The organism is Acinetobacter minutum (genome assembly GCF_035916735.1).
GTDB lineage: Bacteria > Pseudomonadota > Gammaproteobacteria > Pseudomonadales > Moraxellaceae > Acinetobacter.
In genome coordinates, this window is record NZ_JAQIHG010000011.1 from 54922 (window position 1) to 79929 (window position 25008).

A 25008-nucleotide genomic window follows, 5' to 3' on the forward strand; every position below is an offset into this window, starting at 1 on the left:
CTACCTCGTAGCATCATCCTCTTTCATCAAAATTAATCGATTGATATTTATTGTTTTTTTATAGAAAACCTGCCCAAGCAAACTACCCTTCATTACAATTTAAAGACAAAATCTACCTAATAGACTCATAGAGTAGAATTATTATCTTACACAACAGCCAACAATTTCTTAAGAATCAACAAACAAGGTTAACAATATGCGTCGTTTTATCTTATCTAGCGTTTTACTGAGCAGTTCAGTACTTGCCCATGTGCAAGCTCAACCCGTAGAAAGTCTGAATTATCAAATTATCAATCTACAAGCCGAGGCCTCACGTGAGATGTCTAATGACGAAATGCAAGCCATTCTGTTTATTGAAAAATCCAACCGACAGCCTGCCGAACTTGCTGCTCAGATGAACCAATTAATGTCTCAAGCAATACAGACTGCACGCAAATATCCTCAGGTGAAAGTAAAAACGGGTTCGCAGAGCACTTACCCGATTTATGATACGGATAACCGTAAACTGAAAGAATGGCGGGGTCGTGCAGAAATCCAGATCAATAGTCAGGATTTTAAAGCTGCCAGTCAGCTCATCAGTGAATTACAGCAGAATTTCCAAACTGAATCGATTAGCTTTAGTGTATCTGACCAGCAACGAAAAACTGTTGAAAACGAATTGATGATCGAAGCTTCGAAAAACTTTCAACAGCGTGCACAAGCCGTCAGTAAGGCTTGGAACAAAAATCAGTACACTTTGGTTAACCTCAATCTCAACACCAACAACTATTTTCCACAGCCAATGGTACGTAGCAGCATGAGTAAATTGGCGAGTGCAGAGGCCATGCCTGTACAAGACATGAGTGCAGGTGAATCAAAAATCAGCGTCAATGCAAATGGCAGTATTCAATTAAAATAAGTCAAATGAAGAGGGTGAGTTTACTCATCCTCTTGACTCCCACTAAAGCACTATGAAGTTTTACTTTATAAATCTTTACATCTCGGATATTGTGAAAATGAATTAGTTCACAGTACATTAATGAAGCAAATGATAAGAATAACAACATGTAGGACGACCTCAATGAAGAAAATACTGTTATTTAGTCTCATCGCTGGCTGTAGTCTTCCCTTGTGGGCAGCAGATCTACAATGTGAAGGATCCATCAAAAATCGCACTATTTATAGTAATATTCAGGTCAAAAAGAACTGTTCTTTGGAAAAAGTGACGGTTACGGGCAATGTTTTACTGGAGAACCAAGCCTCGTTGCATTTAAATCAGGTCACCATTAAAGGCAATCTGGAATCACATGATACCTTTGACCACGTGTCTGCTAAAAGCAGTCGTTTTAATGGTAATATTCAACTAGAAAACGGACATCGTGTAGATTTAATAAACAATCTTATTCTTGGAAATTTAGCTTTAGAAAATAACAAAGCACAGATCCAGGTCAGTCAAAATACCATTCAAGGCAATATGACCTGCTCCAATAACTTACAAAATCCGCAAGGTCAGCAAAACGAGATTCTGGGCAACAAAGCCGAGCAATGCTCAAGCCTCTAAGATCTATCTTGAATTCATCACTAGATAATGAAAAACCCCCAAATAGGTCACTATTTGGGGGTTTTTATTTTGGGTTTATTCAGTCTTATTTGTTAAAAGGCAACGCGTATTTGAAAATACGACCAATCACCTGTCCATACTGTTTAACCAGGCTGGCATTGTTATAGTTCAAACCATATTTTTTACATACGGCTTCAACTTTTGGTGCCATTTTACGGTAACGACGTGCTGGAATATCTGGATAAAGGTGATGCTCAATCTGATGGCTCAAGTGACCTGTCATGATATGGAACAGCTCTGAACCCGTTAAGTTTGAGGAACCACGAATCTGGCGCATATACCAGTGACCACGGCTTTCGTCTTGTAGAACGGTTTTCGGGAACACTTCCACATCTTTAGTAAAGTGACCGCAGAAAATCACACTAAAGGTCCATACATTACGAATACCATTCGCTGCCAGGTTGCCTAGAAACACAGGTAATGCAGCCGGACCAGCAATTAACGGGAAGAAAACATAATCTTTAAACAGCTGTTTGCCAATTTTCTTCTGTAAAGGTTTCCATTCTTCTTTCAGTTCCTGCTTGGTTTTGCGGCCCATCCATACTTTACCAATTTCCAGGTTCTGAATCGCAACGCCCCACTGGAACAGCAAGCAGAATGGGACACTATAAATCGGTTGTAACAAGTAACCTGGTTTCCAGCGTTGTTCTGGGAATAAGCGTAGCAAACCATAACCGATATCATCATCCATACCTTTAATATTGGTATAGGTATGATGTTTGTAGTTATGGGTTTGACGCCAGTTGTCTGCAGTCCCCACGATGTCCCATTCAAAAGTTTGACCCTTGAATTTTGGATCGTTCATCCAGTCATACTGGCCGTGCATAACGTTATGGCCTAATTCCATGTTTTCTAGAATTTTAGACACGCCCAACAAGCCTGTACCTAACACCCACGCTGGTGGGAACCAGCCTGCAAAAAGCAAAGCACGGCCGGAAATCCCGGTATAACGCACTGCTGAATAGATCTTGCGGATGTACTTAGCATCTTGTTCACCCAAATCATCCAGAACTTCTTGCTTGATGGCATCAAGCTCTTTAGCGAGTTCATCCAGTTCGGTTTTGCTTAATTCACGGTTTTTCGGGTTTTTAAAATATTGGATTTTAGATGCAACTTTTGATGCAATATTCGCTGGCATATTCATAGAACAATACTCTTAAAGATCAATCACAAGGTCAGACTGGGCTGCGTTTACACACAATTTGAGCGCATCACCTGGCTCTGTACTTTGTGCACCATTGACTAAGTTTTTCGTTGCACCTTGCACCTTGTTACAGACGCATTTATGGCAGATTCCCATACGGCAACCATATTCTGGGTTCAGGTTGGCTTGTTCCAAGCCCACCAGGATAGACTGGCCTTTTGGAATAGCCACAGTCTTGTTGGATTTACTCAGGGTAATATTGACGAAACCAGTTTCATCTGAAGCCAACTGGGTCAGACTAAAAGCTTCACCTTTGAACTGTGCTGCACCAGTAAACAATTGCTCTGCTGTCGAGACGAATCCAGACGGACCACAAGCATAAACAGTCAGCTGATCAAGCTGTTGCAGGTCTTCAAGATGACGGGCATTTAAGCGCTGATCCGCTTCAACATCCTGGGTATAGAATACTTTGAACTGAAACTGAGGATGCTGGTCTGCCATTTGTTCAAAACGTGCTTTAAACGCAACATCCTGATGGGTTTTCACCCAGTACCACAATTGTACCGGTGTTTGCTCGGCCTTATCCTGTTCAAGCAAGGCTGTAAGCAAGCTCAACATTGGGGTAATCCCGCTACCGGCTGCGAGTAACAACAACGGTTGTATTTGTTGTGGAAGCTGCATGTCACCATAAGGCTGACCAAATTCAATGACGTCGCCCACTTGTGCCTGCTCAACCAGCCAGGTGCTGACTAGCCCCTGCTCAACTTTTTTCACGGTAAGCATGACATGTTCAGCGTCAATGCGAGTCAGACTATACGTCCGCTCATAACGACGGCCTTTGATCTCAACAAAAACCGGATGATGCTGCCCTGCCTGCCCCATCACAAAGTGACGATTGCAACGTAATGTCAGACTGACAATCCCGTTGGCAGTGGTTTCTTTCTGTGTAATTTGGCCCAAGGCTTGTTGAACGGACCACATAGGGTTGATCTTTTGCAACCAAAAATTTGCTGCATTCGGATCGAAAACCGCTTCCGCAAGGATATTCAGGGGAGATTTTCGTTTTTGTAGAGCTTGCATGACATCTGAACTCTGATGATTTTTAATTATTATACATGTGTATATATATTTGTATATACATTCGTGCAATTTATTACATTTCCCAAGCTGCAGTGTTGTGGCTATAATCCGAAGAGATGTCCAAATCATGGAAAACTATGCCGTCCTCTTCTACCGTTCACAACAGCATTGATATTCGTGCTCAAGACAACCTGAATGTCCTTGAGAAAATGCCTACACGCAGTGTGGGCCGTAAAGCCACGATCACGAAAGAAGAATTGTTTCAGGCGGCATTGAACCTGATTGGTCCAGAAAAAAGTATCGCTTCACTCAGCCTGCGTGAAGTTGCACGTGAAGCCGGCATTGCACCCAATAGTTTTTATCGCCATTTCAAAGATGTTGATGAACTGGCTATTGCCCTGATCGATCGTGCCGGCATTGTTCTGCGTCAAATTATTCGTGAAGCACGTTTGGAAGCGACTAAACAGAACAGCATTATTCGCAGTTCGGTGGAAATTTTCCTGCAACAACTGGATGCTGATGAAGGCAACCTGAGTTTATTGCTGCGTGAAGGGTATACAGGCTCTTCCTCCTACAAACAGGCAGTGGAACGCCAACTGAATTTTTTTCAGCAAGAATTACAAGAAGATTTGGTTCGCTTGGAGCAACTGCACAACAATAAACTGTATCGTCCAGAACTGGCTGCCAAAGCCATTACCCAACTGGTCTTCCATATGGGTGCCAAAGTGATTGATCTGGATCAAAATGAACGTCGAGTCGTGGCAGAACAAACCATGATGATGATCCGCATGATTCTGGAAGGCGCACGTCATTTACATGAGGAACCAAACGCTTAAACGCGATAACAAAAAGCGCCCGAAGGCGCTTTTTTATGCTCTGCAGTATTATGGTTTAACCACCACCAGAACCTGAATGGCTTCCGGTGTCACGGCTAAACCGTTTAACAGGCTCAGACCTTCTTGTTGCAGCTTTTGTAAACGGTCAATTTCATCCTGACGAATGCTCGGGTTGAACTGTTTCAGATAGTTCAAACGATCGATTTCATATTGCCACTTGCTGCCATAGATCTCTTTCGCCTGCTGTTTCAGACCATCCAATGAACCGCGTGCAATTTCCAGTGCCTGTGTATATCGTTGTTCGATCACTTCTCGGCGTGCTTTTACCACCTGACGGCAGCTATTGCCATCTAAATGATGCAAGTACGGTTTCAAAATGGTTGGATCGATTTTAGCAGAGAGATCCTGACCATTTTCACTGAGCAAGACACGAATCAACTGTTGTGGCAAGCTGGCCGGTAGATTCAAGGCTCTCGGTGCGATCACATCAACCTTAAACCAGACTTCAAGCAGCACGGTCCCTTGTTTCAAGGCATTGGATTTGAGCAGTGCAACATTGGTACTGCCAAAGGCCTGGGTTTGCATCATTTCCATGACGCTTTCGATAAATGGATGCTCAAGGGTGAGATATTGTGCATCTTCACGAATCTGAGCCTGATCACGATAAAAGGTCGCAGTCATGCCTTCTTCATCCAGCGTCAGACCTTGCACCTGCATCTGGTCGGTCGGCTTGATGATTACCGTACCATTGCTTTGCTCATCAAAATCGATATTGGTGGCGGCCATGAAGCGTTTAACAAACATCGGCAACAGGGTGTTGTCATCATAATCTTCCAGTGCCTGCACAATTTCTTGCGCTACCACAGGACGGCATGAGTTGTATTCGAGCAAACGGTCACGTCCAGCCTGCAGTTCGACTTCAAGTGCCTGACGCTGAGTATTCACTTCTTCCAGTAAATCTTCAAACACCTGACCTTGATCAGACAACAGACAGTCTTTCAGATCGACAATAAAGTTTTCCTGCAAGGTCTGCGCCGTTGGTGAAATATTACTGAAAATGTTCAAAGCTTCGTTGTACCAGCGGAACATGCGTTCTTGCGCAGTTCCAATCAGATAAGGCACATGAATCTGGATACGGTTTTGCTGACCAATACGGTCCAGACGGCCAATACGCTGCTCGAGCACATCTGGATTGGCAGGTAAATCAAACAGGATCAGATCCGAAGCAAACTGGAAGTTACGCCCTTCTGAACCAATTTCAGAACAGAGCAGGATTTGTGCACCATAACTTTCTTCTGCAAAGTATGCAGCCGCCTGATCACGTTCCAACAGACTCATGCCTTCATGGAACATGGCAGTACGGATACCGGCATGCAAGCGCAAGGCATTTTCCAATGCTTCCACTACAGGTCCACTACGGGCAATCAACAAGACTTTTTTATGCTTGAGTTCTTTGCGCAGGATGTCCATTAGCCATGGCACACGCGGATCAGTCTGCATCCATGAGCCATCAAGCTGCGATTCTTCTGGCCACATCTGCTCGCGCATTTTGCCGTCTTTCGACCAGTTTTCTGGCGCCGGCAGTGGCGCAGGCTGACAGTCACGCCCCGGGAATCCCTGAATCGCTTCACGGGTATTACGGAACAGGATACGGCCTGTTCCATGACGATCCAACAATTCATGAATCGCACGGAAACGCTGTTCTGGCTGGTCTTCAATACGATGACCCAACAAACCTTCCAAAGCTGCCAAATGCTGTTCGCTCAGAGGCTGGTCAGACATCAACACTTCAGCAATTTTTGCCGTGTGTTGGTATTGTTCTTCTTCATCCAGGAAGCGGTCTAACGAGCTAAAACGTTGCGGATCGAGCAAACGTAGACGGGCAAAATGACTTTCCACCCCGAGCTGCTCTGGAGTTGCAGTCAGTAACAATACACCCGGAGTCAGTTGAGCCAACTCTTCTACCAGGTCATAGCGGTCATTGCCACCGTCCTCTTCGTTCCACATCAAGTGATGCGCTTCATCCACCACCAGCAGATCAAAGCCGGCTTCAACGGCCTGCTCACGCAAGTCCTCATGGTCAATCATCAGATCGACACTGGCCAGGATACATTGCTCGGTCAGGAACGGATTCTGTTCCGGATCGTGTTCCTTAATGGCTGCGGTACGCACCAAATCAAAAATCGAGAACTGCAGATTGAAACGGCGACGCATTTCAATCATCCACTGATATTGCAGTGAATCCGGTACCAAAATCAGTACGCGTTCAGCACGGCCGGTTTTCAGTTGCTGGTGAATGATCAGACCCGCTTCAATGGTTTTACCCAAGCCAACTTCATCGGCCAAAAGCACACGCGGTGCAAAACGCTTACCCACTTCATGCGCGATATACAGCTGATGAGGAATCAAACCGACGCGTGGTCCAACCAGACCGCGTAACGGACTGGTCTGCATCTGGGCCTGCATTTGCATGGCCTCAATACGCAGGTCATACCATTCTTTATAATCGATCTGGCTGGCCAACAGACGGTCGAGCGGTTTGGATAACTGGATTTGTGCGCCAATCCGGGTTTCATTCAGGGCCTTACGTTCCTGTTCACCATCTTCAAGTGTACGCACCACATGATAACGGACCACGCCCTGCTGCTCTTCGAGTGACTCGACCATCCACAGGTTGCCTTCCTGATCGTGGACTTCATCTTGCGGGTTAAAGATAATTCGCGATAAAGGTGCATTATTGCGGGCATAGACCCGGGTTTCATCACTTTTGGGGAATAAAATGCTGATGGAACGCTCATCCACATCAATAAGAACCCCTAGACCGAGTTCCGTTTCTGTATCTGATAGCCAACGCTGACCAATAGCAAATTGCTGCAATTTTTCCACCTTTATCTTAAGTTAGGACTACATCTGATCATTCAGACGGTACGTACACGTTGCACGGTGTAGTCTTTTTTCAGCATTCTATTTTGACACAACCACTCATGAAAAGTGAGTAGATTCAGTCATCATAAAATGGTTGTTACATTAAAACGGCGCTGCACAGTAAAAGTTCAGCATTTCATCGCTCTGAGGATGTGCGAAACTTAACTGTTCCGCATGTAAACATAAACGGGGCGTCAATTCCTGCTGCTCAGGCTGAGCATACAAGGTATCTCCTACAATCGGATGACCTAAATACTGCATATGCACACGCAACTGATGCGAGCGTCCGGTAATCGGCGTCAGCTTGACACGGGTGACTGGCTGATCGTGCAGAGTAAAATGCTCAATTGCCTGCCAATGGGTCAATGCCGGTTTCGCTGCGGTCGGATCCGCGATATGCAGGGGGGGCCGTGTCGGATCATAGACCACAGGAACATCGATGGTTCCTTCACCGGTCAAATGCCCCGCCACCAGAGCGTGGTAGGTTTTCTCGGTCTGGCGTTCCTGAAACTGGCGGGAAATTCGGTTCTGTCCCAAACGGGTGAGACCAAAAACCAGAATACCTGAGGTATCCCGATCCAGACGATGAATTAATAAGGTTTTGGGTTCTAAAGCGACAAGACGGGTTAACACACTGTCTTGCAGGTCTTCACCTTTGCCGGGCACGCTGAGGATACCAGAGGGTTTATGGATCACCATAAAGTCTTCATCACGATGAATCAGGTGTTCGGTTAGAAAATTAGGCAATGTTCTATTCCAAAGGTGATTTCGAAAACGAGCCGGCAATAATAAAAATCTTAGCCCAGAATTACAATGCAAAATCAGCAAATCTGCTCAAGTTTTTCTGCTTTTCACCAAAAAGCATGACTCGACTTTAACGCTGCGGATGCAATGGCAATTGTTGCAGTAACGCCTGCAAGTTTGGACGCTGCAAAAAATCCTCATAGCTAATATTCGCTCCGTTGGCACGCCATAGGCCAATCAGAGTTACCATGGCCACTGAGTCTAGACCATACTCACGTAAATCAGTCGCTAGATCTATTTCCATCGGGTGTAAATCCAGCTGTTCCGCCACGGCCAACAAAATGCCCTTTTCGGATAGAATCTGTTCAGCAGGTGCACTCAGGGACCAGAGACGAGTCAGACTATAAGTATTCATATGATGAATCTGTTGCTGACTCATCGAATCAATCCACTGGATATGCTGCTCGACGCTACTGGCCAAAACTGCGTCATCCACCACACAGACCTGCTCTGTCACACTATGCACATGTCTTAACACCTGATTAAACAAGCCATCCATCTGGCCGGCCAAGACCAGTTGACTGTCAGCAGCTAAATATTGCCCCAACGCCATCAGTTCTTTTTCTGGCTGGTCACTGTTAATCGAAAGTACAGGGATTTCCAGCGCCTGGGCTTTTTTTAGCAGACGCTGCAGATGCACCGCCAAATCGCTTTCAGCCCAGCCTGATAACTGTTCCAATGCGTTTAGATTCAGCAGGATCAATACACTACGGGAGGACTGAATCGACCATTTGGCCTGACTGGGTGTGAGCTGGATTTTTTTAGGTAAGGCATACAACATGGTCATTCCAAACAACTGTAATCTACAGACAATACATTCAGGTCAGACAACTGACCCTTGGCAAAATTTCCTCGCCTTGCAAAGCACGAGCGGGTTTATGTTGCGGCTGATCCGATAAAATAGGGATCAACATGTCACTCTACCGTTTAATCTTGAGCCGCCAAAAACTGGGCAATCGCAACTTGGGCAATTTCTGCATCTTCATAGGATTTAACGCCGGAAACACCAAATGCCCCGATGACTTGACCTTGATAAAGAATCGGTTCACCACCTTCGAGCATTCCCGAGAAGCTTTGCATGGTCACAAAACCAATCTGACCTTTTTGAATCAGGCTTTCCAACACTTGTGAAGGAATCCGGCTGAGTGCTGAACAGCGTGCTTTTTCTACCGCCAGATTGGCCGTCATTGGAGATGCACCATCCAGACGTTTCATCGCCAGCAGACAGCCCGAATCATCGACCAGTGCAATACTGACATTCCAGTTTTTCTGTTTGGCGTAATCAACAGCCAACTGCAGCAATTGCTCAGCATCCTGCTCGGTTAAATAGGCTTTGGTTTTCATTGTTTCTTCTCTATATCATCAATGCGAATTCAATTAGGTCGACACGAAAAAAGCCCAGAGACTGGGCTTTTGGATTCCTGCCGGATTATTTCATTTCAGCAAAGGTTTCACGCGCAGCCTGAATGGTAAAAGCAATATCTTCATCACTGTGGGCAGAGGAGATAAAGCCGGCTTCAAAGGCAGAAGGAGCAAAATTCACACCACGCTGCAACATACCATGGAAGAATTTCTTAAATGCTTCCACATCGCAAGCCAGCATGGAATCAAAACTGGTAATGTCCTCTTGATCGGTAAAATACAAACCAAACATCGCACCCGCCTGCTGGGTTTTGAACGGAATGCCCACTTCATCAGCCGCGGCCTGTAATCCGCTCAACAATTTTTCCAATTGCGCAGAAAGGTTTTCATAGAAGCCCGGGGCACGTAAATGCTTGAACATTTCAATACCGGCACGCATCGCCAACGGGTTACCGGACAGGGTTCCTGCCTGATACACCTTACCCAGTGGTGCAATACACTGCATGATTTCACGTTTACCACCGAAAGCGCCGACTGGCAAACCTGCACCGATAATTTTACCCAAAGTGGTCAAGTCCGGTTTGACATTATAATGTGCCTGCGCGCCGCCCAAAGCGACACGGAAGCCAGTCATCACTTCATCGATAATAAACACCGATTTGTATTCATCACAGACCTCACGAATCGCTTGCAGGAAGCCTTCTACCGGTTTCACCAGGTTCATGTTGCCTGCGACAGGCTCAACAATCACTCCGGCAATTTCATGACCGAATTTGGCAAAACATTCTTTTAAAGTGGCAATATCGTTATACGGCAAAGTCAGAGTATGTTTGGCAAAATCAGCCGGTACACCTGCTGAAGTCGCTTCGCCTTCGCCACTGGTCAAGAGTCCAGAACCGGCTTTCACCAATAAAGAATCCGAATGGCCATGGTAACAGCCTTCAAATTTCACGATCTTGTCACGGCCCGTGTAACCACGCGCCAGACGAATCGCGGTCATGGTCGCTTCAGTCCCCGAGTTGGTCATACGCACCAGTTCAATCGATGGCATGATTTCGCAGATAATATCGGCCAAGGTAGTTTCATGTACGGTTGGTGCACCAAAGCTCAAACCGTCCTGCGCCGCTTCCTGCACGGCCTTGATAATCGCAGGATGCGCATGACCTAAAATCATCGGCCCCCATGAACCCACATAATCTACATAGCGCTTGTCATCTTCATCCCACAAGTAGGCACCTTGGGCTTTTTTGATAAAGACCGGTGTACCACCTACCCCGTTAAAGGCACGTACAGGAGAATTGACGCCACCTGGAATATGTTTATTGGCCTGTTTAAATAACTGTTCTTGCTTTGCAGATAAACTCATGGGAAGTCTCAACTGATTTTAAATTCTAAACAACGATCAAATCTGGCTTAGTTTTGGGTAAATAAATTGGCCCAGGCCTGCACACGTGCAGGAATCTCAGGGGTGGGCAACGCCAGAATATCACTAATCACAGCACACAGGTCTGCACCGCTTTGCACCACCACCCCGGAATTTTCCACCGTGAGACCACCAATCGCACAAATCGGCAGATCAAACTGTGGACGGGCGGCTTTTAGCGTTTCAAGGCCGATATGACCCGCTTCAGGCTTGGTTGCTGTTGCATAGATGGCACCAAAAGCCACGTAACTCGCGCCATCCTGTACCGCCTGTTCTGCCAGTGCAATCGAGTTGGCACAGGTTCGCCCAATGATGGCATCTGCTGGCAAACGGGATCTGGCTTCATAAATTTCGCCATCCGTTTGTCCCAAATGCACACCCAGCCCGAATTGCTCCGCCAGTTGCAGGTTGTCATTAATCAAAAAAGGCACCTGATACTGCTGACAGAGCTGCTGAATGCGTTCGATTTCAGCGGGCTGATCAGGTAGCGATACTTTTTTGCGACGATATTGCAAGATCGCCACATGGCCGGTTGCGAGCGCAGCCTGGAGTTTTTCCAGTAACAGATCAATCGGATGATCATTGGTGATCAGATATAAACCGCGCATAATTCCTCGCCTACCGACAGAAATACAAAAGACCTCGCGAGTATAGCAAAATCAGGCTCATGCTCTCTCCTCTTACGTTTATTTTATAAGGATTCGCGTGTTTTTCTTCCACATTTAAATGAGAAAACCATCCACGGATGATCAGCACATTCTTTCAGGATCTCTTCAGCCCATAATACCGCGATAGCCCAGATACAACACCAGATAGCGTGATACTTTGGCAATGCTGACCAAAATCAGAAAACGCCACCAGGATTCTTTTAAAAATCCGGCAATCAAGGTCAAAGGATCACCAATCACCGGTACCCAACTCAGCAATAGCAAACCCGAACCATACTTGGCATACAGCGCTTGGCTCTTGGCAATTTGCTGGGGCGAAAAAGCAAACCAACGTTCGTGCTGAAAGCGCAGCAATGAACGCCCCAGATACCAGTTGACTGTTGAACCGAGAATATTGCCCACCGACGCGACCAAAATCAGCAGCCAAGGTGCATAGCCTGAGTAATGCAGGCTTGAAACCAGTACGGCTTCAGACTGTAATGGCAATAAGGTCGCGGCGCCAAAGGCACTGAGAAACAGAATAAACAGAATCATGCGTGTGTTCGATTCGGTTGATTTAAAGTAGGCGCATCCAACCGATTAGCCACGATATTTACCATAGACTTTCCAGGTATTGTTGTCCGCCAAGGGATCGCTATAACTGTCACTGCGCTGTTTACGCGGTTTATCGCGGGCATCCACCAGCTGAAAATGTGGCTCCACACTCAGCACAATCCCGTTGACATAAAACCGGGTACGCGTGTACTCACTCTGCCCATGCTGAAAGACATAGGTGCGCAAATCAATAAATTCACGATGTGCCACTAGTGCAGCCGTATCATCACTGTGCAACCACTGGCTCATCGCCTGTACCTGTTCCGGTTCAAACTGGCCACATTTCTCGAGCAGACTGGCGATACCCCGAAAGGTTTTGGATTCTTTGGCGCGGGTTTTATTAATCCGGATGCGATCGACATGAAAATAAAACAGCGGCAGATTCAGATGGCTGGGCAAATGCACGGCATCCAGCACTTCATCTTCCATAAAGGGTTGAAACAGATCCTGAGCCCGTTCAATCAGTCCCTGCCATTGTCGATAGTAGGCATCGACCTCATGCTTCTGGCCATAATAGATCGGCAATCCTTCCACATGCGCCAACTGCACGGGAGGCCAGATATTCTGTCGCAATAAGGCAATGTCACTTTTCAGACTTTGTACCGCAATTGCATCTTGCATTGGTGCATCCCCACATACTTAGGCTATTTTTAGACTACGGCATAGGTTCAGTTTCTGCAAGGCTTTGCCTATAATAGAGCCTTATTCTTGCGTTGGAAAATTGCCATGTCTCAAAAAATTGAAGCAACGGATGTCACTGAAGAAGAAGCGCTCAATGCTGTTTTTTTTGAACGTGCTGATGGATTTATCAAACAGGCCAATGAATTTTGCCGTCCTCAACCCGGACAGCAGCCGAATCCAGCCGAGTTACGTGGACAAGTGAGCGCGGCCATGCTGTTTGCAACAGCACGTTTTAATACTTGGGTGGCTGCCAACAATTTTAAAGATGGCAAGGAAATGCTGGATGCCAAAGATCAGGTCATGGCCTATTTGGTTCAGCAGTTCCAGATGATGCTCGAAGACAATTACGATGAATACTGCGAGCAGTTTGATAACTACCTGCGTTTCCGTAAAAACGAAGAATTTCATCTGCACAAACATGACCACGATCACGAGCATTAATCGCTCAAAAGAAAAGCCCCTAATGGGGCTTTTTTTACGACTTTTGTTTTGGCACAGGCTGTCCATACTGGTCGGCCATTACCTCGACCAACTGTTCCGGTTTCAGATATTTCTGGATGACACGATCCAGATCTACCTTGGTCAGTTTGGCAATTTGCTGGTCACGCTCCGCACGATGGGCCAGCGTTTTACCCAGCTCAAGCTGGCTGTTGAGCATACGGTGAATCGAGCGTTCATCTTCAAGGGAGGTGACACGCTGTTTCATGATGTCGGCTTTTGCGGCTTCCAATTCCTGCTCGGTCACACCACTGGCCAATAAATCTTTCAAGACTCTATGCACCGCCTGGCTCACCTGTGCCGCTTTGCCTGCGGTGTAGTTGGCTTCAATCATCAAAGCCCCGACATCCTGATGCGCATCCAGTTCCAGCTGACTGCCAAAACCATACACCAGCGCGTTTTTCTCGCGTAGCTCCTGCGCCAGACGGGAAGACAGTTGTGAATTGCCTAAAATATGGCTCAGTACCAGCAAGGCCGGTGCATCTGCATGATAGATGCCGACCGGCATACTCAGCATACTTTGATAATTGCCAAACTCGCGCTGTTCGGACAGCACATGTAACTGCTGGGCAGGATAGCTGCGATATTCCGGTACCACTTTGCTGAAAGCCTGCTGAGAATTCCATTGTCCCAACTGCTGTTCCAAAGTTTTTTGCATACTGGCTGGATCAAACTCGCCGGTAATGGCGATTTGCGCATGGTTCATGGCAAAAAACTGCTGATAGAGCTGTTTGACCTTGGCTTGAGTAGACTCATTCAATTGCTGTTTGGCCCATTCAGGTTCAAAGTGATAACGTAAATCCCCGGGCTGATAGATTTCCAGCTGACGTGCCATGGTCAGTGCTGCCACGGTTTCTGGCTCTGTATAAGGCCGGTTCAGGCTGGCCAGACTTTGTGCCTTAATCAGGTCAAACTGGGATTGCTCAAAGCTCGGTTGCTTCATCAGTCCAAGCACAAAATTGAAATAATCGGCAAACTGCTCTTTTTTCGCCTGGATGCGAATGGTCACCCCGTTCCCGCTGGCTTCAGCGGTTGCTTCACCGCCTGCCGCAATCGAACGGTCGGCAATTTCTTGCAAGCTGTGCTGATCTGTACCGCGTAGCAACAAATAGGCCATCAAATCCAGTACTTCCCCCTGTTTAAACAGGGATTGCGCATTACCAAAATCCACGGTCAGCGTGGCATAGGTTTTATTGTCACGCGTCGAAGTTGGAAACAATGCATAACGCAGGCCATTTTTCAGCTGACCGCGCTGGATTTTTTGTTCAGTCGTGTCTAACAGTTGCTGAGAGGCCGTCACAAACTGCTGCACTTCCTGGCGATAGATATTCGGATCTTTTAACGCTTGTGACGGCGTTTGCTGGCTAGCCAATTTTTTGCTTGGTAAGGCCTTTTGCTGCACCGCCTTTTTTTGTGCTTCAGGAGTCGGTTGAATATCACCGGTGATGCGATGCTTGGCATTCAGGAATGCATCAAGCTGCTGGTTCACTTCAGACAAACTCAACTGCTGGATGCGCTGCTGATCAGCAAAATACTGCGACCAGTTGCCGTCCTCCGTCACCACATAATCACTCAACATGCTTCCCACGGCCACCGCATTGGTGAGCAAACTGTCATGATCATTCTGAATCAGGTTTTTCACCCGTTTCAATTCCGTTTCAGTAAACGGTGCATTCTGCTCCACACCCTGAGTCAGGCCTTGCTCGACTTTTTGGGCATCATGGTTCGGTGCATAAATTGCGCCGAGAAAAACCAGATTAAAATCCTTTTCTGACCAGGTAGTGGCCTGTACCTGAGTGCTCAGTCCTGTTTCCACCATCCCTTGATACAAATGCCCACTCGGCTGCATGGTATACAAATACGGCGTTAAAGCCAAAATCGGCTGTAACTGTTTATTCTGGCCATCCATATAAATGTGGAATCTGGCCAGATCACTGCCCTTTTTCACCACAAACTGACGCTGCTTGATCTGGCTGACATCCAGCGCTGCCACCTTCGGTTGTGCAGGAACCGGACGTGCAGGAATCGAACTAAAGTGTTGGTCGATCTGTTTGAGCACCTGAGCCTTATCGAATTTACCGGAAATCACCATCACCGCGTTATTCGGCGCATACCAAGTCCGGTAGAAGCGTTGCAGTTCCGGCATCTTGATGGATTTCAACTCGGCTAGGTCACCAATCGGCAACCGTCCTAATGACTGGTTGCCATAGGCCGATTTCCACATCTGATCAATCAGCACAGCAAAAGGCTGATCCAAGCGGATTTCACGTTCGCGTTTAACAATCTCAATTTCGCTGGGTACAAACTTCTGTTGCAGTACCAGTTTGTCCATGCGCTCGGACTCAAGATAGATGATCTCATTCAGCGCTTTCGCATCCGGGCGAACAATGTTGGTGTATTTGGTCGAGTAATAATCCGTGCTGGCATTGGTCATCAAGGTGTATTGATCCAGACGGCGCTGAAATTCATCCCCTTTGACATTGACACTGCCTTTAAACGCCAGATGTTCCAGCAAATGAGCCAAGCCCCCTTTACCCTTTGGATCATTTAATGCACCCGTGAAGTACACCGTGTTCATAAACACTTTATTTTCTTTTTCATTCGGCGCAAGAATGACTCGGAAGCCGTTGTCCAGCTTGTATTCTTCAATATTCTGCTGGCTTTTCACCAAGACGACTTCTGCACCTGAGACGGCACTGACCGCCATCACGCACATAGCAAGGGTAAGTTGCTTGAACCGCATCAACATAATCGTTCCAATTTTCTTTGAGGATTTCAAACCGTTATCGAGTTTTATAATAAAAAATCAGGCTATTTTTAAATAGTAGAGTTTTGCAAATACAGCCTAGCATACACACGGGTGATACGGAGAAAAGATCTGTTTTTATAACAGCAACTCGGCGCGCATATACATTTTGGCATAGCCAGAAATTTCGATACGTCCATCGGCCTGTAAACAACACTCCAACTCACCACCACGTTTGGACGCCTGATAGGCCAGAATACGCGGCTTCTGCAACTTTTCCGCCCATAGTGCAGCGACACCGGTATGCAAAGAACCGGTCACCGGATCTTCAGGAATCCCCTGATGCGGAGCAAAATAACGGCTGACACAGTCATAAGGAGCCCGGCCAGGTGCAGTGACAGCTACACTGCGTGCATAGTCTTGGCCAATCTGTTCGATCAAGCGCATGTCCGGCTGTAGCTGTTCTACGGTTTCGGCATCCTCACACAACACAATAAAGGCCTGACTGTTTGTATACACTTCAACGAGATGATCCAGTCCCAGCGCTTGCGTCAAGGCTTTGGGATAATCTTCCACACGATACGGCATACGTACCGGAAAATTCATCTGGATCTTGCCATCCTGCGCTTGCGTAATATGAAACACGCCCAAGTCAGCCACATGAAAATGGATCTGAGATGCAGCGGTATAGTCCTGAAACAGCACAAAACTGCTGGCCAAAGTGGCATGCCCACAAAAATCGACTTCACTGGTCGGTGTAAACCAGCGAATGGCATAGTTTTCAGCATCGATAATTTTGACAAAAGCCGTTTCGGAAAGGTTATTTTCCATGGCAATGTTCTGCATCAAAGATTCGTCCAGCCATTCTGGTGTGATCAACACGGCGGCAGGATTGCCCTGAAACAGATTGCGGGTAAACGCATCAACCTGATACATCTTCATATGACTGTTCTCTCTTCATGTTCATGCCGTTCTATCCCAACGGAGCATCGGGTTTTCGCCTATGCTAGGCAGCAGGATTGGGCTTCTTTTATAATACAAAACATGACATTTTCCAGAAGAATGAATCGTTATGTTTGCCCATCTACAGCCGGTTGAACTCGAAAAATCATATCGTTTAATCAATCACGGACCGACTGTTCTTGTGTGATGAACGTGATGTAATGGCAGCATCTTGGGCCTGTGCCGTCGAATTTTCTCCAGCCAAAGTCAGCGTGGTACTGGATAAAAGCTGCAAAACCCGCAGCCTGATTGAACAGTCCGGTTACTTTGCCTTGCAAGTAGCGACCTTAAAACAGCTGGAGATACTGTACCATTTGGGAACGCACAGCTTGTATGATCTTCCCGACAAACTCAAGCAGAGTGGAGTCCGTTTATTCCAGTTTGAAGGCTTCGAGCACATTCCAGTCGTGCAGGATTGCTCGGCTTGGCTGTTATGTCAACTGATTCCTGAACCGCACAACCAGCAAAACCACGATCTGTTTATGGGTCGTGTGGTGGCAGCTTTTGCGGATGACCGGGTGTTCCATCATGGACACTGGCATTTTCAGGATGCCGCGCCGGAATGGCGCAGCCTGCATCATGTCGCGGGTGGACATTTTTATACGATTGGTGAACCTGTCAGCGCCAAAAATGCAGTCACACGCTGATCTCTCAAAGACAAAACCCACGGTCAACGCGGGTTTTGACTGGATTACCAATGGGAACATTATTCCATATTGTTGATAATCGCCTGGCCAAATTCGGAACAACGCAACAAGGTTGCATCTGGCATCAGACGTTCAAAGTCATAGGTCACGGTTTTTGCTGCAATCGCTCCCGATATCCCTTTGATGATCAAATCCGCTGCTTCGGTCCAGCCCATGTCACGCAGCATCATTTCCGCAGACAGGATGATCGAACCCGGGTTGACCTTGTCCTGCCCCGCATATTTTGGTGCAGTACCGTGCGTGGCTTCATACATGGCGATAGCCCCGCCAATATTGGCACCGGGTGCAATCCCGATCCCGCCAACTTCAGCCGCGAGTGCATCGGAAATATAGTCACCGTTCAGGTTCAGTGTTGCAATCACTGAGTAATCTGCCGGACGCATCAGGATTTGCTGCAAAAAGGCATCTGCGATCACATCTTTAATGATAATGTCCTTGCCGGTTTTAGGATTTTTAATCTTGACCCAGGGACCACCATCAAGCAGCTCGCCACCAAAACGTTCCAGTGCTATTTCATAACCCCACTCTTTAAACGCCCCTTCGGTGTACTTCATGATGTTGCCTTTATGCACCAAGGTTACAGAAGGCTTGTCATTGTCGATTGCGAACTGGATGGCTTTACGCACCAGACGCTGCGTGCCTTCTTTCGAGACCGGCTTAATGCCAATGCCGCAGTTCTCCTCAAAACGGATCTTGGTGACACCCATTTCTTCTTTTAAAAATTTGATGACTTTTTTCGCTTCTTCAGAATCGGCTTTCCACTCAATCCCGGCATAGATATCTTCCGAGTTTTCACGGAAAATCACCATGTCGGTCAATTCGGGATGCTGCACCGGTGAAGGTACGCCCTCAAACCAGCGCACCGGACGTACACAGACATAAAGATCCAATTCTTGACGCAACGCCACGTTCAGAGAACGGATCCCGCCACCGACTGGCGTGGTTAAAGGCCCCTTGATCGAAACCACAAATTCACGCAGAGCCTCAAATGTTTCTTCCGGCATATAGCTGCCATAGATGGTATTTGCTTTTTCACCGCAATATACTTCCATCCATTCGATCGAACGTTTGCTACCATAGGCTTTCAACACGGCTGCATCGACAACAGCCTTCATTGCTGGTGTAATATCAACACCAATCCCATCGCCTTCAATGAACGGGATGATTGGATGGTTGGGTATATTAAGGGATAAGTCAGCGTTTACTGTAATTTTTTCACCGTCCGCTGGTACTACGATCTTCTGATAACCCATTGTGCAGGTTCTCCTCATGGCGCTGGCAAATTATAAATGTAGGCTTATTTTTAGGAATATACTTTTATCTTTTGTATACGCGTTTTATCTTAGAGCAAATGAATTCTTGAGGTGATTTTTGTGGAAAATATGATCATTTTTCCAATGAATCCATCCTCGCTATTTACTTATTTTTTACAGACTAAAGTTGCAATTTTTCATGAAAATCGTTCTATTTAACAAGCCCTTCGACGTCATGTCGCAATTTCGTGAAGATGAAAAGCATTTGACGCTCTCGCATTTTATTCACGATCCTGACTTGCGTATTGCCGGTCGTCTGGATTTGGATTCAGAAGGATTAATGTTTTTAACGGATCACGGCGGACTGAATCAGTTTATTACCAATCCGGCCAGCAAAAAATACAAGACCTATCTGGCTCAGGTCGAAGGTGAAATTACCGAAGAAGCTCTTGAGCAGTTGCGCAAAGGTATCGAACTCAATGATGGTATGACGCTGCCTGCACGCGCACACAAAGTGGATGAGCCGACCTGGTTATGGGAACGTCATCCACCTGTACGCTACCGTGCCAGCGTGCCAACCTCTTGGGTGGAAATCCAGATTTGTGAAGGTCGTAACCGCCAAGTGCGCCGCATGACAGCTACTGTCGGCTTCCCGACTTTACGTCTGATCCGCACCAAAATCGGTTCCATTGATTTGGTACAAATGGGATTGCAACCTGGCGAGCAGAAAGAAATTGAACCTTTGCTTTACCCAGACTTTAAAGATGTGCCAGCAGAACAACCCTATCGCTCGCGTTCTTATGTGAAAAAACCGGGCAGTACAGGTGGCAAGCCACTGCACCAAAAGAAAACCAAAGAAGGTGAAAAGAAAAAATCGTCTGGCACCAAGCGCATCTGGCAGATGGATGAAAGCGAAAAACCGCGTCGCAAGACCAACGGTACAACCCGCCCCAACACCAAAAGTCGCGGCCGTCGTCCTCGCTAATCCTTTCGCTTACACCGTCTTGGGAAACGTTAAGCGAAACACCACACCTTGTGCCTGGTTCATCACGGTCGCCTGACCGTGATGTAACTGCATAATCGAAGCCACAATCGCCAGCCCTAAGCCTCCCGTCTGCGCTTTGCTGTGCCGACTACGATCCACCTGGTAAAAACGTTCAAAGAGATGTGCGAGATGGTTTTCCGGAATCGTAATGCCTTCGGTCAGCACCTCAACGTGAATGTCTGTTTCACTCTGCTGTGCGCACAGCAGGATTTTTCCGCCCCATGGGCCATAATCAATGGCATTCATCAACAGGTTGGATAAGGCTCGCTTGAAAAGATCGGGATGGGCGCTGAGTTGTAAATCCGGGGTGATCTGGACATCAATCTGCATCTGACGCTCTTCAGCCAGAAAGGCAAAATACTCCACCACCTCCGCAACCACGCTTGCGACATGAAACGGCACCCGCTCTAGCGGCACAGTGCTCTGTTCAGCACGCGCAATAAACAGCATGTTATCAATCATGTGTTTGAGGCGTTCATATTCTTCCAGATGCGAATCTAACAGCTGTTCCAGCTCCTGCGTTTGCCGCGGCTGCATCAGCATAATCTGGGTTTGCCCCATCAGGTTATTCAAGGGAGTACGCAATTCATGCGCAATATCTTCGGAAAAACGCGCCAACTGTTCATAACTGGCCTGAATTTTTGCCAGCATTTCATTCATGGCCAGACGTAACTGTTCTACTTCCAGTGTCGAACTGGCAATATCCAGCCGCTTACCACGTTCGGGATGACGAATCGTTTGCGTTTGTAGCACCAACGCATTCAACGAGCGCAACAAATATTGCCCCGCCCAGCGTGCAAGTAATGTAGCCAAGATAATACCCAACAGACTCAATAGTACCAGCCGACCCAAATAAGCATTCAGGATCTGATCACCTTCATCTAGCTGTTTACCTGCCAACAGCAGATAGGGCTGTTGCTGGAACAACACGGTTTTATAGGCCAGCCGGGTCGTGGCATTGTTCGGTTGATTATTCAGGTAAATGATTTCTGGACTTATGGGCAAAGGCGGTAATTGAATTTGTAAGGGATTGATCGAGATCAGGGTCTGCTGTGCATTTTTCAGCATCAACAGATTATCTTCCTGCCCCAACATATTTTCATACAGTTCAGGATGCGCAATTAAGATCTGGAAGCTTTGCTGGTCTTGTAAAAACAGCTCAATCCGTTCCAGTCGTGCTTTTAAAGCCTGATCCTGTTGTTCAGCCACGATGCGCTGCATCTGCTGGTAAGACAACACACCGATACAGCCAAACACCACACAGCAAATCAGGCCAAAGATCCAGCTGAGCCGTGCAATTAAACTTAAATTTCGCCAAAACTTCATGGCAATACATCCAGTTTATAGCCCAGACCGCGAATGGTATGAATCAGTTTCGGCTGAAAATGGTCATCTATTTTGCCACGTAACCGGCGAATCGCGACATCCACCACATTGGTGTCGGTATCAAAATTAATATTCCAGACAGCTGAAGCGATTTGTGCTCGGGTCAGCACTTCACCACGATGCTGCATCAGCAACTGTAACAAGGCAAATTCTTTTTGGGTCAGCTCAATCTTGAGTTGGTCACGATGCACCGTATGTTGCACACGATGCAAACACAAATTCGCGACCTGATAGCTTTCATTTTCCATCTGCCCACTACGACGCAAAAGACTTTTAACCCGGGCCAATAATTCAATATACGAAAAGGGTTTGACCAGATAATCGTCCGCCCCCAATTCCAAGCCTTTCACCCGATCCAGTACATGATCTTTTGCAGTCAGCATCAGTACAGGCACTTTAGTAAAAGTTCTCAGGGTTCTAAGAACCTGCCAGCCATCTAGTTCAGGCAACATCACATCCAGAATCACCAAGTCAAAATGGCATTCTTTTAGACAAAGCAAAGCCTGCACACCATCTTGCGCAATCGAACAGAAATAACCGGACTCTGTTAAGCCTTTGGCCAGAAAACTGGCAATTTTGGCTTCATCTTCAACAATCAAAATATGCATAACCTAGTCTAGCCTGTATCGCCAGAAGAAAGATGACAAAGCTGTAATCTGATTATCATCTTGTCGAGGCTTGAGAGAATTTAAGCTAGTCGCATCATTTTAGTTTATCTCAACGCATAATGAAGAAATTACTTTTCAGCCTTGCCCTCTCTAGTGGCCTGTTAGTGCAGCCAGTCTGGGCGACGCCGGCTACAGCCTATATTCTTGATTTAAAACTTCCCAATCAGTTGGCACAGCAGGTCATGCAAACCTGTATTGAAAAAAGTAAACCTGCTGCGGTGGTGGTCCTTGATCAAGGCGGTAATGTTCTGGCCAGCCAGCGACACGAAAGTGTTGGCCCGCATAATCTGATTGCAGCGCAACGCAAGGCTTTCACTGCCTATTCCACGAAAACCAGCACCTTGGATTTTATGCGTTCTGCTCAGAAAAATCCGGATGCCACCAACCTGAATACACTGCCTGAACTCCTGCTGCTTGGAGGTGGCGTCCCGCTTTTGTATAAAAACCAGCTGCTGGGTGCCGTAGGCGTCGCAGGTGCAGGCGGTTCGGTACAGGATCATGCCTGTGCACAACATGCAGTTGGTCAAATGCTTAAAACCCTTGAGAACTCTCAACGCTAAAAAGGATAAATCATGAAAAAATTACTGTTCGCAACCGCCGGTCTGCTTCTTTCCAGTTATACGCTGGCGCAGAATCCATTAAGTGTGCATGTCCTGAACCTGGAAAATGGCTTGCCTTCAGCTGAGGTAAAAGTGACCTTAGAAGAACAGCAACAGGGTCAATGGGTGCAGATTGCACAGGCAAAAACCAATGCACAGGGCAGGATTAGCGGGCTTTTCCCAGAAAATAAAGCATTTGCCAAAGGGCAATATAAAGTGACCTTTAAAACCGGAGACTGGTTCCAACAACGTCAGCAAAAGACTTTCTTTCCGGAAGTTCCGGTCATTTTTACCGTGGATGGTTCAGTCAATCACTACCATATTCCACTACTGCTCAGCCCCTATGGTTATTCAACTTATCGGGGCAATTAATCTTGTCTAAACTCAGAAGGCCCGCAACTGGGCTTTCTTTTATCTTGCCATTTCGGATCTATAATGCTATTTATGATTCAAATTATAATTAATTTAAAATAAAACGTATCTAAAAAGGAGTTTTGCTATGGATCAGCCCGTCAACCAGATGTTTAATCAGGACATGTTAATGCAGCAATTGGGAGCCCATCTGGTTTCACATCAACACAATACGGCGCAAGTTGAACTGAAAGTGACTGAACAGCATTTACAGGGCCATCAAACCTGTCATGGCGCAGTCATTTTTGCACTAGCGGATGCGGCTTTTGCAATTGCCTGTAATAGTGGTGAACATCCGGCGGTCGGCCAGCATTGCAGTATTAATTATTTAAAACCCGGCTTATTGGGCGATACCTTAACCGCGAAAGCTGAACATAAAGCCAGTAGTGGCCGTAGTGGAATTTATGACATTACCATCAGCAATCAGAAACAGCAGGTTGTTGCTGAGTTTCGTGGAACTTCGCGTTTGATTGTTAAGTAATCGTTATTTTGTTTTTTTAAAGCTCATGAAAGTGGGCTTTTCTCATTTAAACCCAATCTCCTATACACGTTATCTATTTCATCTAAATTGAAATATCTTTTAATTGGGATAATATCCTCCTTATTCTTATAAAAACTTGCAAATATTATCGGCTCATTTCTTATTTCAGATTGATATGTAGATATCGCTATAGAATTTAAATAATCGAAGTAAGGATCTCGTCTAATAATTTCGGCAACTTTGTCGAAATAATCTGACGAAACATCCCAAGCATAACCATTATAATCAATACACGATTTATCGATGAATTTTAAAGTGTCTTTATATTTAGTTCCGTCCTTATATAAATCCTCAATCTCAATGCAGTTAAACCTATAACTATTAGGTTCAAGTTCGATTTGGTAATACTTGATTCCTCTGCCTTGCAATTCTTCCATCACTTGTTCTTGACATACTTTTGCAGCAGTCTCAGGAAGTTCCTCATTTTGAGATGACAAATCTTGTATAGTCTTAGGCATGCGCAAACCGAAATAAATTGCTTTTACTGCTCGAAAGTCATACTGTACTCTTCCATAATTATCCGTAACAATTCTAATTTCTTGTTCGTGTGCCCAGCTTGTTGATTTAGTACCTGACGTATACTGAAGTAATTTTTGAAAACTCTTATTATCATTATTAAGAAGTTTTTTTAAATCCAATTTTGGGGCAACATCTTGATACATAACATCAAGTGATATACTAGAGGATGTCCACTCCATTAGTTTTTCTAAATCATATTCAATACAAAAACCTGCATGAGAATCTGCATAATAGGCCCAAAGCAACTCATGCATAGCTGTTTTACTCAATGAATAAATGCCAACTTTTTCACGGATCTTATTACAAAGGTTATTCACACAATCTTTTAAATTAGCAACATCTTGAGCATATGTTTTTTCTAATAATTCGATTTGGTGATGAATCTGATCCTCTAAGAATAAATTTTCAAAGGGATCATTTAATCTGGATGGATGCGGAGCATAAAAATAATCATCTTTCAAAGAATTTAAATCACGCTGTGTACCATATCTATATTTGTATACTTTCATACTTTAC

Annotated in this window: 24 protein-coding genes and 1 pseudogene; 9 read left to right on the forward strand and 16 right to left on the reverse strand. The window is 46.0% G+C overall.

The genetic code is table 11. The annotated features are described in order from the left end of the window. The first annotated feature begins 196 nt into the window (after nucleotides 1–196). Together PAE54_RS06500 and PAE54_RS06505 are read left to right on the forward strand one after the other, a co-directional pair. Nucleotides 197–898 (forward strand): SIMPL domain-containing protein, encoded by a 702-nt coding sequence (locus tag PAE54_RS06500; RefSeq protein ID WP_326518843.1) that lies wholly within the window; start codon nucleotides 197–199, stop codon nucleotides 896–898. A gap of 162 nt (nucleotides 899–1060) precedes the next feature. Beyond that, entirely contained in the window at nucleotides 1061–1540 is a 480-nt protein-coding gene (locus tag PAE54_RS06505; RefSeq protein ID WP_273776975.1) for a hypothetical protein, read from the forward strand. 85 nt (nucleotides 1541–1625) lie between these two features. Here PAE54_RS06505 and PAE54_RS06510 read toward each other — a convergent pair whose 3' ends face one another. Then, nucleotides 1626–2744, reverse strand: a complete 1119-nt coding sequence (locus PAE54_RS06510; RefSeq protein WP_442784384.1) for a fatty acid desaturase family protein — start codon at nucleotides 2742–2744, stop codon at nucleotides 1626–1628. Nucleotides 2745–2756: 12 nt separating this feature from the next. Beyond that, on the reverse strand, nucleotides 2757–3824 hold the full coding sequence (locus PAE54_RS06515) for a ferredoxin reductase (RefSeq protein WP_273776977.1): 1068 nt from the start codon (nucleotides 3822–3824) through the stop codon (nucleotides 2757–2759). 209 nt (nucleotides 3825–4033) lie between these two features. On the opposite strand from PAE54_RS06515, the gene fabR reads away from it, so the two are divergent. Next, nucleotides 4034–4660, forward strand: a complete 627-nt coding sequence (gene fabR / locus PAE54_RS06520; protein ID WP_442784385.1) for an HTH-type transcriptional repressor FabR — start codon at nucleotides 4034–4036, stop codon at nucleotides 4658–4660. 48 nt (nucleotides 4661–4708) lie between these two features. Here the strand turns inward: fabR and rapA are convergent, their stop codons facing one another. From rapA to PAE54_RS06560, 8 genes are all read right to left on the reverse strand, one after another. Beyond that, complete coding sequence (rapA, locus tag PAE54_RS06525) at nucleotides 4709–7546, reverse strand: RNA polymerase-associated protein RapA (RefSeq protein WP_273776980.1); 2838 nt, start codon at nucleotides 7544–7546, stop codon at nucleotides 4709–4711. Between the two features lie 141 nt (nucleotides 7547–7687). Continuing rightward, nucleotides 7688–8332, reverse strand: a complete 645-nt coding sequence (locus PAE54_RS06530) for an RluA family pseudouridine synthase (protein ID WP_273776982.1) — start codon at nucleotides 8330–8332, stop codon at nucleotides 7688–7690. A gap of 127 nt (nucleotides 8333–8459) precedes the next feature. Then, nucleotides 8460–9170 carry a phosphopantetheine-binding protein gene (locus PAE54_RS06535; RefSeq protein ID WP_273776983.1) on the reverse strand — a complete coding sequence of 237 codons (711 nt, stop codon included), beginning with the start codon at nucleotides 9168–9170 and terminating at the stop codon, nucleotides 8460–8462. A 146-nt stretch (nucleotides 9171–9316) separates the two neighbouring features. Further along, nucleotides 9317–9733, reverse strand: a complete 417-nt coding sequence (locus PAE54_RS06540) for a GlcG/HbpS family heme-binding protein (RefSeq protein ID WP_273776984.1) — start codon at nucleotides 9731–9733, stop codon at nucleotides 9317–9319. Between the two features lie 85 nt (nucleotides 9734–9818). Then, complete coding sequence (gene hemL, locus PAE54_RS06545) at nucleotides 9819–11117, reverse strand: glutamate-1-semialdehyde 2,1-aminomutase (RefSeq protein ID WP_326518845.1); 1299 nt, start codon at nucleotides 11115–11117, stop codon at nucleotides 9819–9821. A gap of 47 nt (nucleotides 11118–11164) precedes the next feature. After that, on the reverse strand, nucleotides 11165–11782 hold the full coding sequence (gene thiE / locus PAE54_RS06550) for a thiamine phosphate synthase (protein WP_326518846.1): 618 nt from the start codon (nucleotides 11780–11782) through the stop codon (nucleotides 11165–11167). A gap of 165 nt (nucleotides 11783–11947) precedes the next feature. Then, complete coding sequence (locus PAE54_RS06555) at nucleotides 11948–12376, reverse strand: YqaA family protein (RefSeq protein ID WP_326518847.1); 429 nt, start codon at nucleotides 12374–12376, stop codon at nucleotides 11948–11950. A 45-nt stretch (nucleotides 12377–12421) separates the two neighbouring features. Beyond that, a complete protein-coding gene (locus PAE54_RS06560) occupies nucleotides 12422–13057 on the reverse strand; it encodes a hypothetical protein (protein WP_326518848.1) in 636 nt (211 codons plus the stop codon). Between the two features lie 105 nt (nucleotides 13058–13162). On the opposite strand from PAE54_RS06560, the gene PAE54_RS06565 reads away from it, so the two are divergent. Further along, on the forward strand, nucleotides 13163–13558 hold the full coding sequence (locus PAE54_RS06565) for a DUF3144 domain-containing protein (protein WP_273776990.1): 396 nt from the start codon (nucleotides 13163–13165) through the stop codon (nucleotides 13556–13558). A gap of 34 nt (nucleotides 13559–13592) precedes the next feature. Here PAE54_RS06565 and PAE54_RS06570 read toward each other — a convergent pair whose 3' ends face one another. Next, entirely contained in the window at nucleotides 13593–16364 is a 2772-nt protein-coding gene (locus tag PAE54_RS06570) for a M16 family metallopeptidase (RefSeq protein WP_326518849.1), read from the reverse strand. Between the two features lie 135 nt (nucleotides 16365–16499). Beyond that, complete coding sequence (locus PAE54_RS06575) at nucleotides 16500–17303, reverse strand: PhzF family phenazine biosynthesis protein (RefSeq protein ID WP_326518850.1); 804 nt, start codon at nucleotides 17301–17303, stop codon at nucleotides 16500–16502. 130 nt (nucleotides 17304–17433) lie between these two features. On the opposite strand from PAE54_RS06575, the pseudogene PAE54_RS06580 reads away from it, so the two are divergent. After that, nucleotides 17434–18010: pseudogene (locus PAE54_RS06580) on the forward strand (flavin reductase family protein). Nucleotides 18011–18069: 59 nt separating this feature from the next. On the opposite strand, the gene icd reads toward PAE54_RS06580, so the two are convergent. Continuing rightward, nucleotides 18070–19323, reverse strand: coding sequence for an NADP-dependent isocitrate dehydrogenase (gene icd, locus PAE54_RS06585; protein WP_326518851.1), 1254 nt, complete (start codon nucleotides 19321–19323; stop codon nucleotides 18070–18072). Nucleotides 19324–19522: 199 nt separating this feature from the next. Here icd and PAE54_RS06590 point away from each other — a divergent pair, with 199 nt between their 5' ends. Beyond that, nucleotides 19523–20308 (forward strand): rRNA large subunit pseudouridine synthase E, encoded by a 786-nt coding sequence (locus tag PAE54_RS06590; RefSeq protein ID WP_326518852.1) that lies wholly within the window; start codon nucleotides 19523–19525, stop codon nucleotides 20306–20308. 9 nt (nucleotides 20309–20317) lie between these two features. Here PAE54_RS06590 and PAE54_RS06595 read toward each other — a convergent pair whose 3' ends face one another. Together PAE54_RS06595 and PAE54_RS06600 are read right to left on the reverse strand one after the other, a co-directional pair. Then, nucleotides 20318–21694 (reverse strand): heavy metal sensor histidine kinase, encoded by a 1377-nt coding sequence (locus PAE54_RS06595; protein ID WP_326518853.1) that lies wholly within the window; start codon nucleotides 21692–21694, stop codon nucleotides 20318–20320. Further along, complete coding sequence (locus tag PAE54_RS06600) at nucleotides 21691–22362, reverse strand: heavy metal response regulator transcription factor (RefSeq protein ID WP_326518854.1); 672 nt, start codon at nucleotides 22360–22362, stop codon at nucleotides 21691–21693. The genes PAE54_RS06595 and PAE54_RS06600 overlap by 4 nt, the downstream gene beginning before the upstream one ends. 119 nt (nucleotides 22363–22481) lie before the next feature. Between PAE54_RS06600 and PAE54_RS06605 the strand changes: the two genes are divergently transcribed. From PAE54_RS06605 to paaI, 3 genes are all read left to right on the forward strand, one after another. Continuing rightward, nucleotides 22482–22982, forward strand: coding sequence for a GlcG/HbpS family heme-binding protein (locus tag PAE54_RS06605; RefSeq protein WP_326518855.1), 501 nt, complete (start codon nucleotides 22482–22484; stop codon nucleotides 22980–22982). 12 nt (nucleotides 22983–22994) lie between these two features. Further along, nucleotides 22995–23393, forward strand: coding sequence for a hydroxyisourate hydrolase (gene uraH, locus PAE54_RS06610; protein WP_326518856.1), 399 nt, complete (start codon nucleotides 22995–22997; stop codon nucleotides 23391–23393). Between the two features lie 127 nt (nucleotides 23394–23520). Next, a complete protein-coding gene (paaI, locus tag PAE54_RS06615) occupies nucleotides 23521–23913 on the forward strand; it encodes a hydroxyphenylacetyl-CoA thioesterase PaaI (RefSeq protein WP_273777005.1) in 393 nt (130 codons plus the stop codon). Nucleotides 23914–23936: 23 nt separating this feature from the next. Here the strand turns inward: paaI and PAE54_RS06620 are convergent, their stop codons facing one another. Beyond that, nucleotides 23937–25001 (reverse strand): DUF2971 domain-containing protein, encoded by a 1065-nt coding sequence (locus PAE54_RS06620; RefSeq protein WP_326518857.1) that lies wholly within the window; start codon nucleotides 24999–25001, stop codon nucleotides 23937–23939. Nucleotides 25002–25008 lie beyond the last annotated feature (7 nt).

What these genes read in the sequence shown, in the direction of transcription:
- PAE54_RS06510 (WP_442784384.1), bottom strand. Translation starts at nt 2,744, where the DNA reads ATGAATATGCCAGCGAATATTGCATCAAAAGTTGCATCTAAAATCCAA.
- PAE54_RS06590 (WP_326518852.1), top strand. Translation starts at nt 19,523, where the DNA reads ATGAAAATCGTTCTATTTAACAAGCCCTTCGACGTCATGTCGCAATTT.
- fabR (WP_442784385.1), top strand. Translation starts at nt 4,034, where the DNA reads ATGCCTACACGCAGTGTGGGCCGTAAAGCCACGATCACGAAAGAAGAA.
- PAE54_RS06565 (WP_273776990.1), top strand. Translation starts at nt 13,163, where the DNA reads ATGTCTCAAAAAATTGAAGCAACGGATGTCACTGAAGAAGAAGCGCTC.
- PAE54_RS06505 (WP_273776975.1), top strand. Translation starts at nt 1,061, where the DNA reads ATGAAGAAAATACTGTTATTTAGTCTCATCGCTGGCTGTAGTCTTCCC.
- PAE54_RS06575 (WP_326518850.1), bottom strand. Translation starts at nt 17,303, where the DNA reads ATGAAGATGTATCAGGTTGATGCGTTTACCCGCAATCTGTTTCAGGGC.
- PAE54_RS06595 (WP_326518853.1), bottom strand. Translation starts at nt 21,694, where the DNA reads ATGAAGTTTTGGCGAAATTTAAGTTTAATTGCACGGCTCAGCTGGATC.
- PAE54_RS06560 (WP_326518848.1), bottom strand. Translation starts at nt 13,057, where the DNA reads ATGCAAGATGCAATTGCGGTACAAAGTCTGAAAAGTGACATTGCCTTA.
- uraH (WP_326518856.1), top strand. Translation starts at nt 22,995, where the DNA reads ATGAAAAAATTACTGTTCGCAACCGCCGGTCTGCTTCTTTCCAGTTAT.
- PAE54_RS06540 (WP_273776984.1), bottom strand. Translation starts at nt 9,733, where the DNA reads ATGAAAACCAAAGCCTATTTAACCGAGCAGGATGCTGAGCAATTGCTG.
- PAE54_RS06620 (WP_326518857.1), bottom strand. Translation starts at nt 25,001, where the DNA reads ATGAAAGTATACAAATATAGATATGGTACACAGCGTGATTTAAATTCT.
- PAE54_RS06555 (WP_326518847.1), bottom strand. Translation starts at nt 12,376, where the DNA reads ATGATTCTGTTTATTCTGTTTCTCAGTGCCTTTGGCGCCGCGACCTTA.
- paaI (WP_273777005.1), top strand. Translation starts at nt 23,521, where the DNA reads ATGGATCAGCCCGTCAACCAGATGTTTAATCAGGACATGTTAATGCAG.
- PAE54_RS06500 (WP_326518843.1), top strand. Translation starts at nt 197, where the DNA reads ATGCGTCGTTTTATCTTATCTAGCGTTTTACTGAGCAGTTCAGTACTT.
- icd (WP_326518851.1), bottom strand. Translation starts at nt 19,323, where the DNA reads ATGGGTTATCAGAAGATCGTAGTACCAGCGGACGGTGAAAAAATTACA.
- hemL (WP_326518845.1), bottom strand. Translation starts at nt 11,117, where the DNA reads ATGAGTTTATCTGCAAAGCAAGAACAGTTATTTAAACAGGCCAATAAA.
- PAE54_RS06535 (WP_273776983.1), bottom strand. Translation starts at nt 9,170, where the DNA reads ATGTTGTATGCCTTACCTAAAAAAATCCAGCTCACACCCAGTCAGGCC.
- PAE54_RS06570 (WP_326518849.1), bottom strand. Translation starts at nt 16,364, where the DNA reads ATGTTGATGCGGTTCAAGCAACTTACCCTTGCTATGTGCGTGATGGCG.
- PAE54_RS06600 (WP_326518854.1), bottom strand. Translation starts at nt 22,362, where the DNA reads ATGCATATTTTGATTGTTGAAGATGAAGCCAAAATTGCCAGTTTTCTG.
- thiE (WP_326518846.1), bottom strand. Translation starts at nt 11,782, where the DNA reads ATGCGCGGTTTATATCTGATCACCAATGATCATCCGATTGATCTGTTA.
- PAE54_RS06515 (WP_273776977.1), bottom strand. Translation starts at nt 3,824, where the DNA reads ATGCAAGCTCTACAAAAACGAAAATCTCCCCTGAATATCCTTGCGGAA.
- PAE54_RS06605 (WP_326518855.1), top strand. Translation starts at nt 22,482, where the DNA reads ATGAAGAAATTACTTTTCAGCCTTGCCCTCTCTAGTGGCCTGTTAGTG.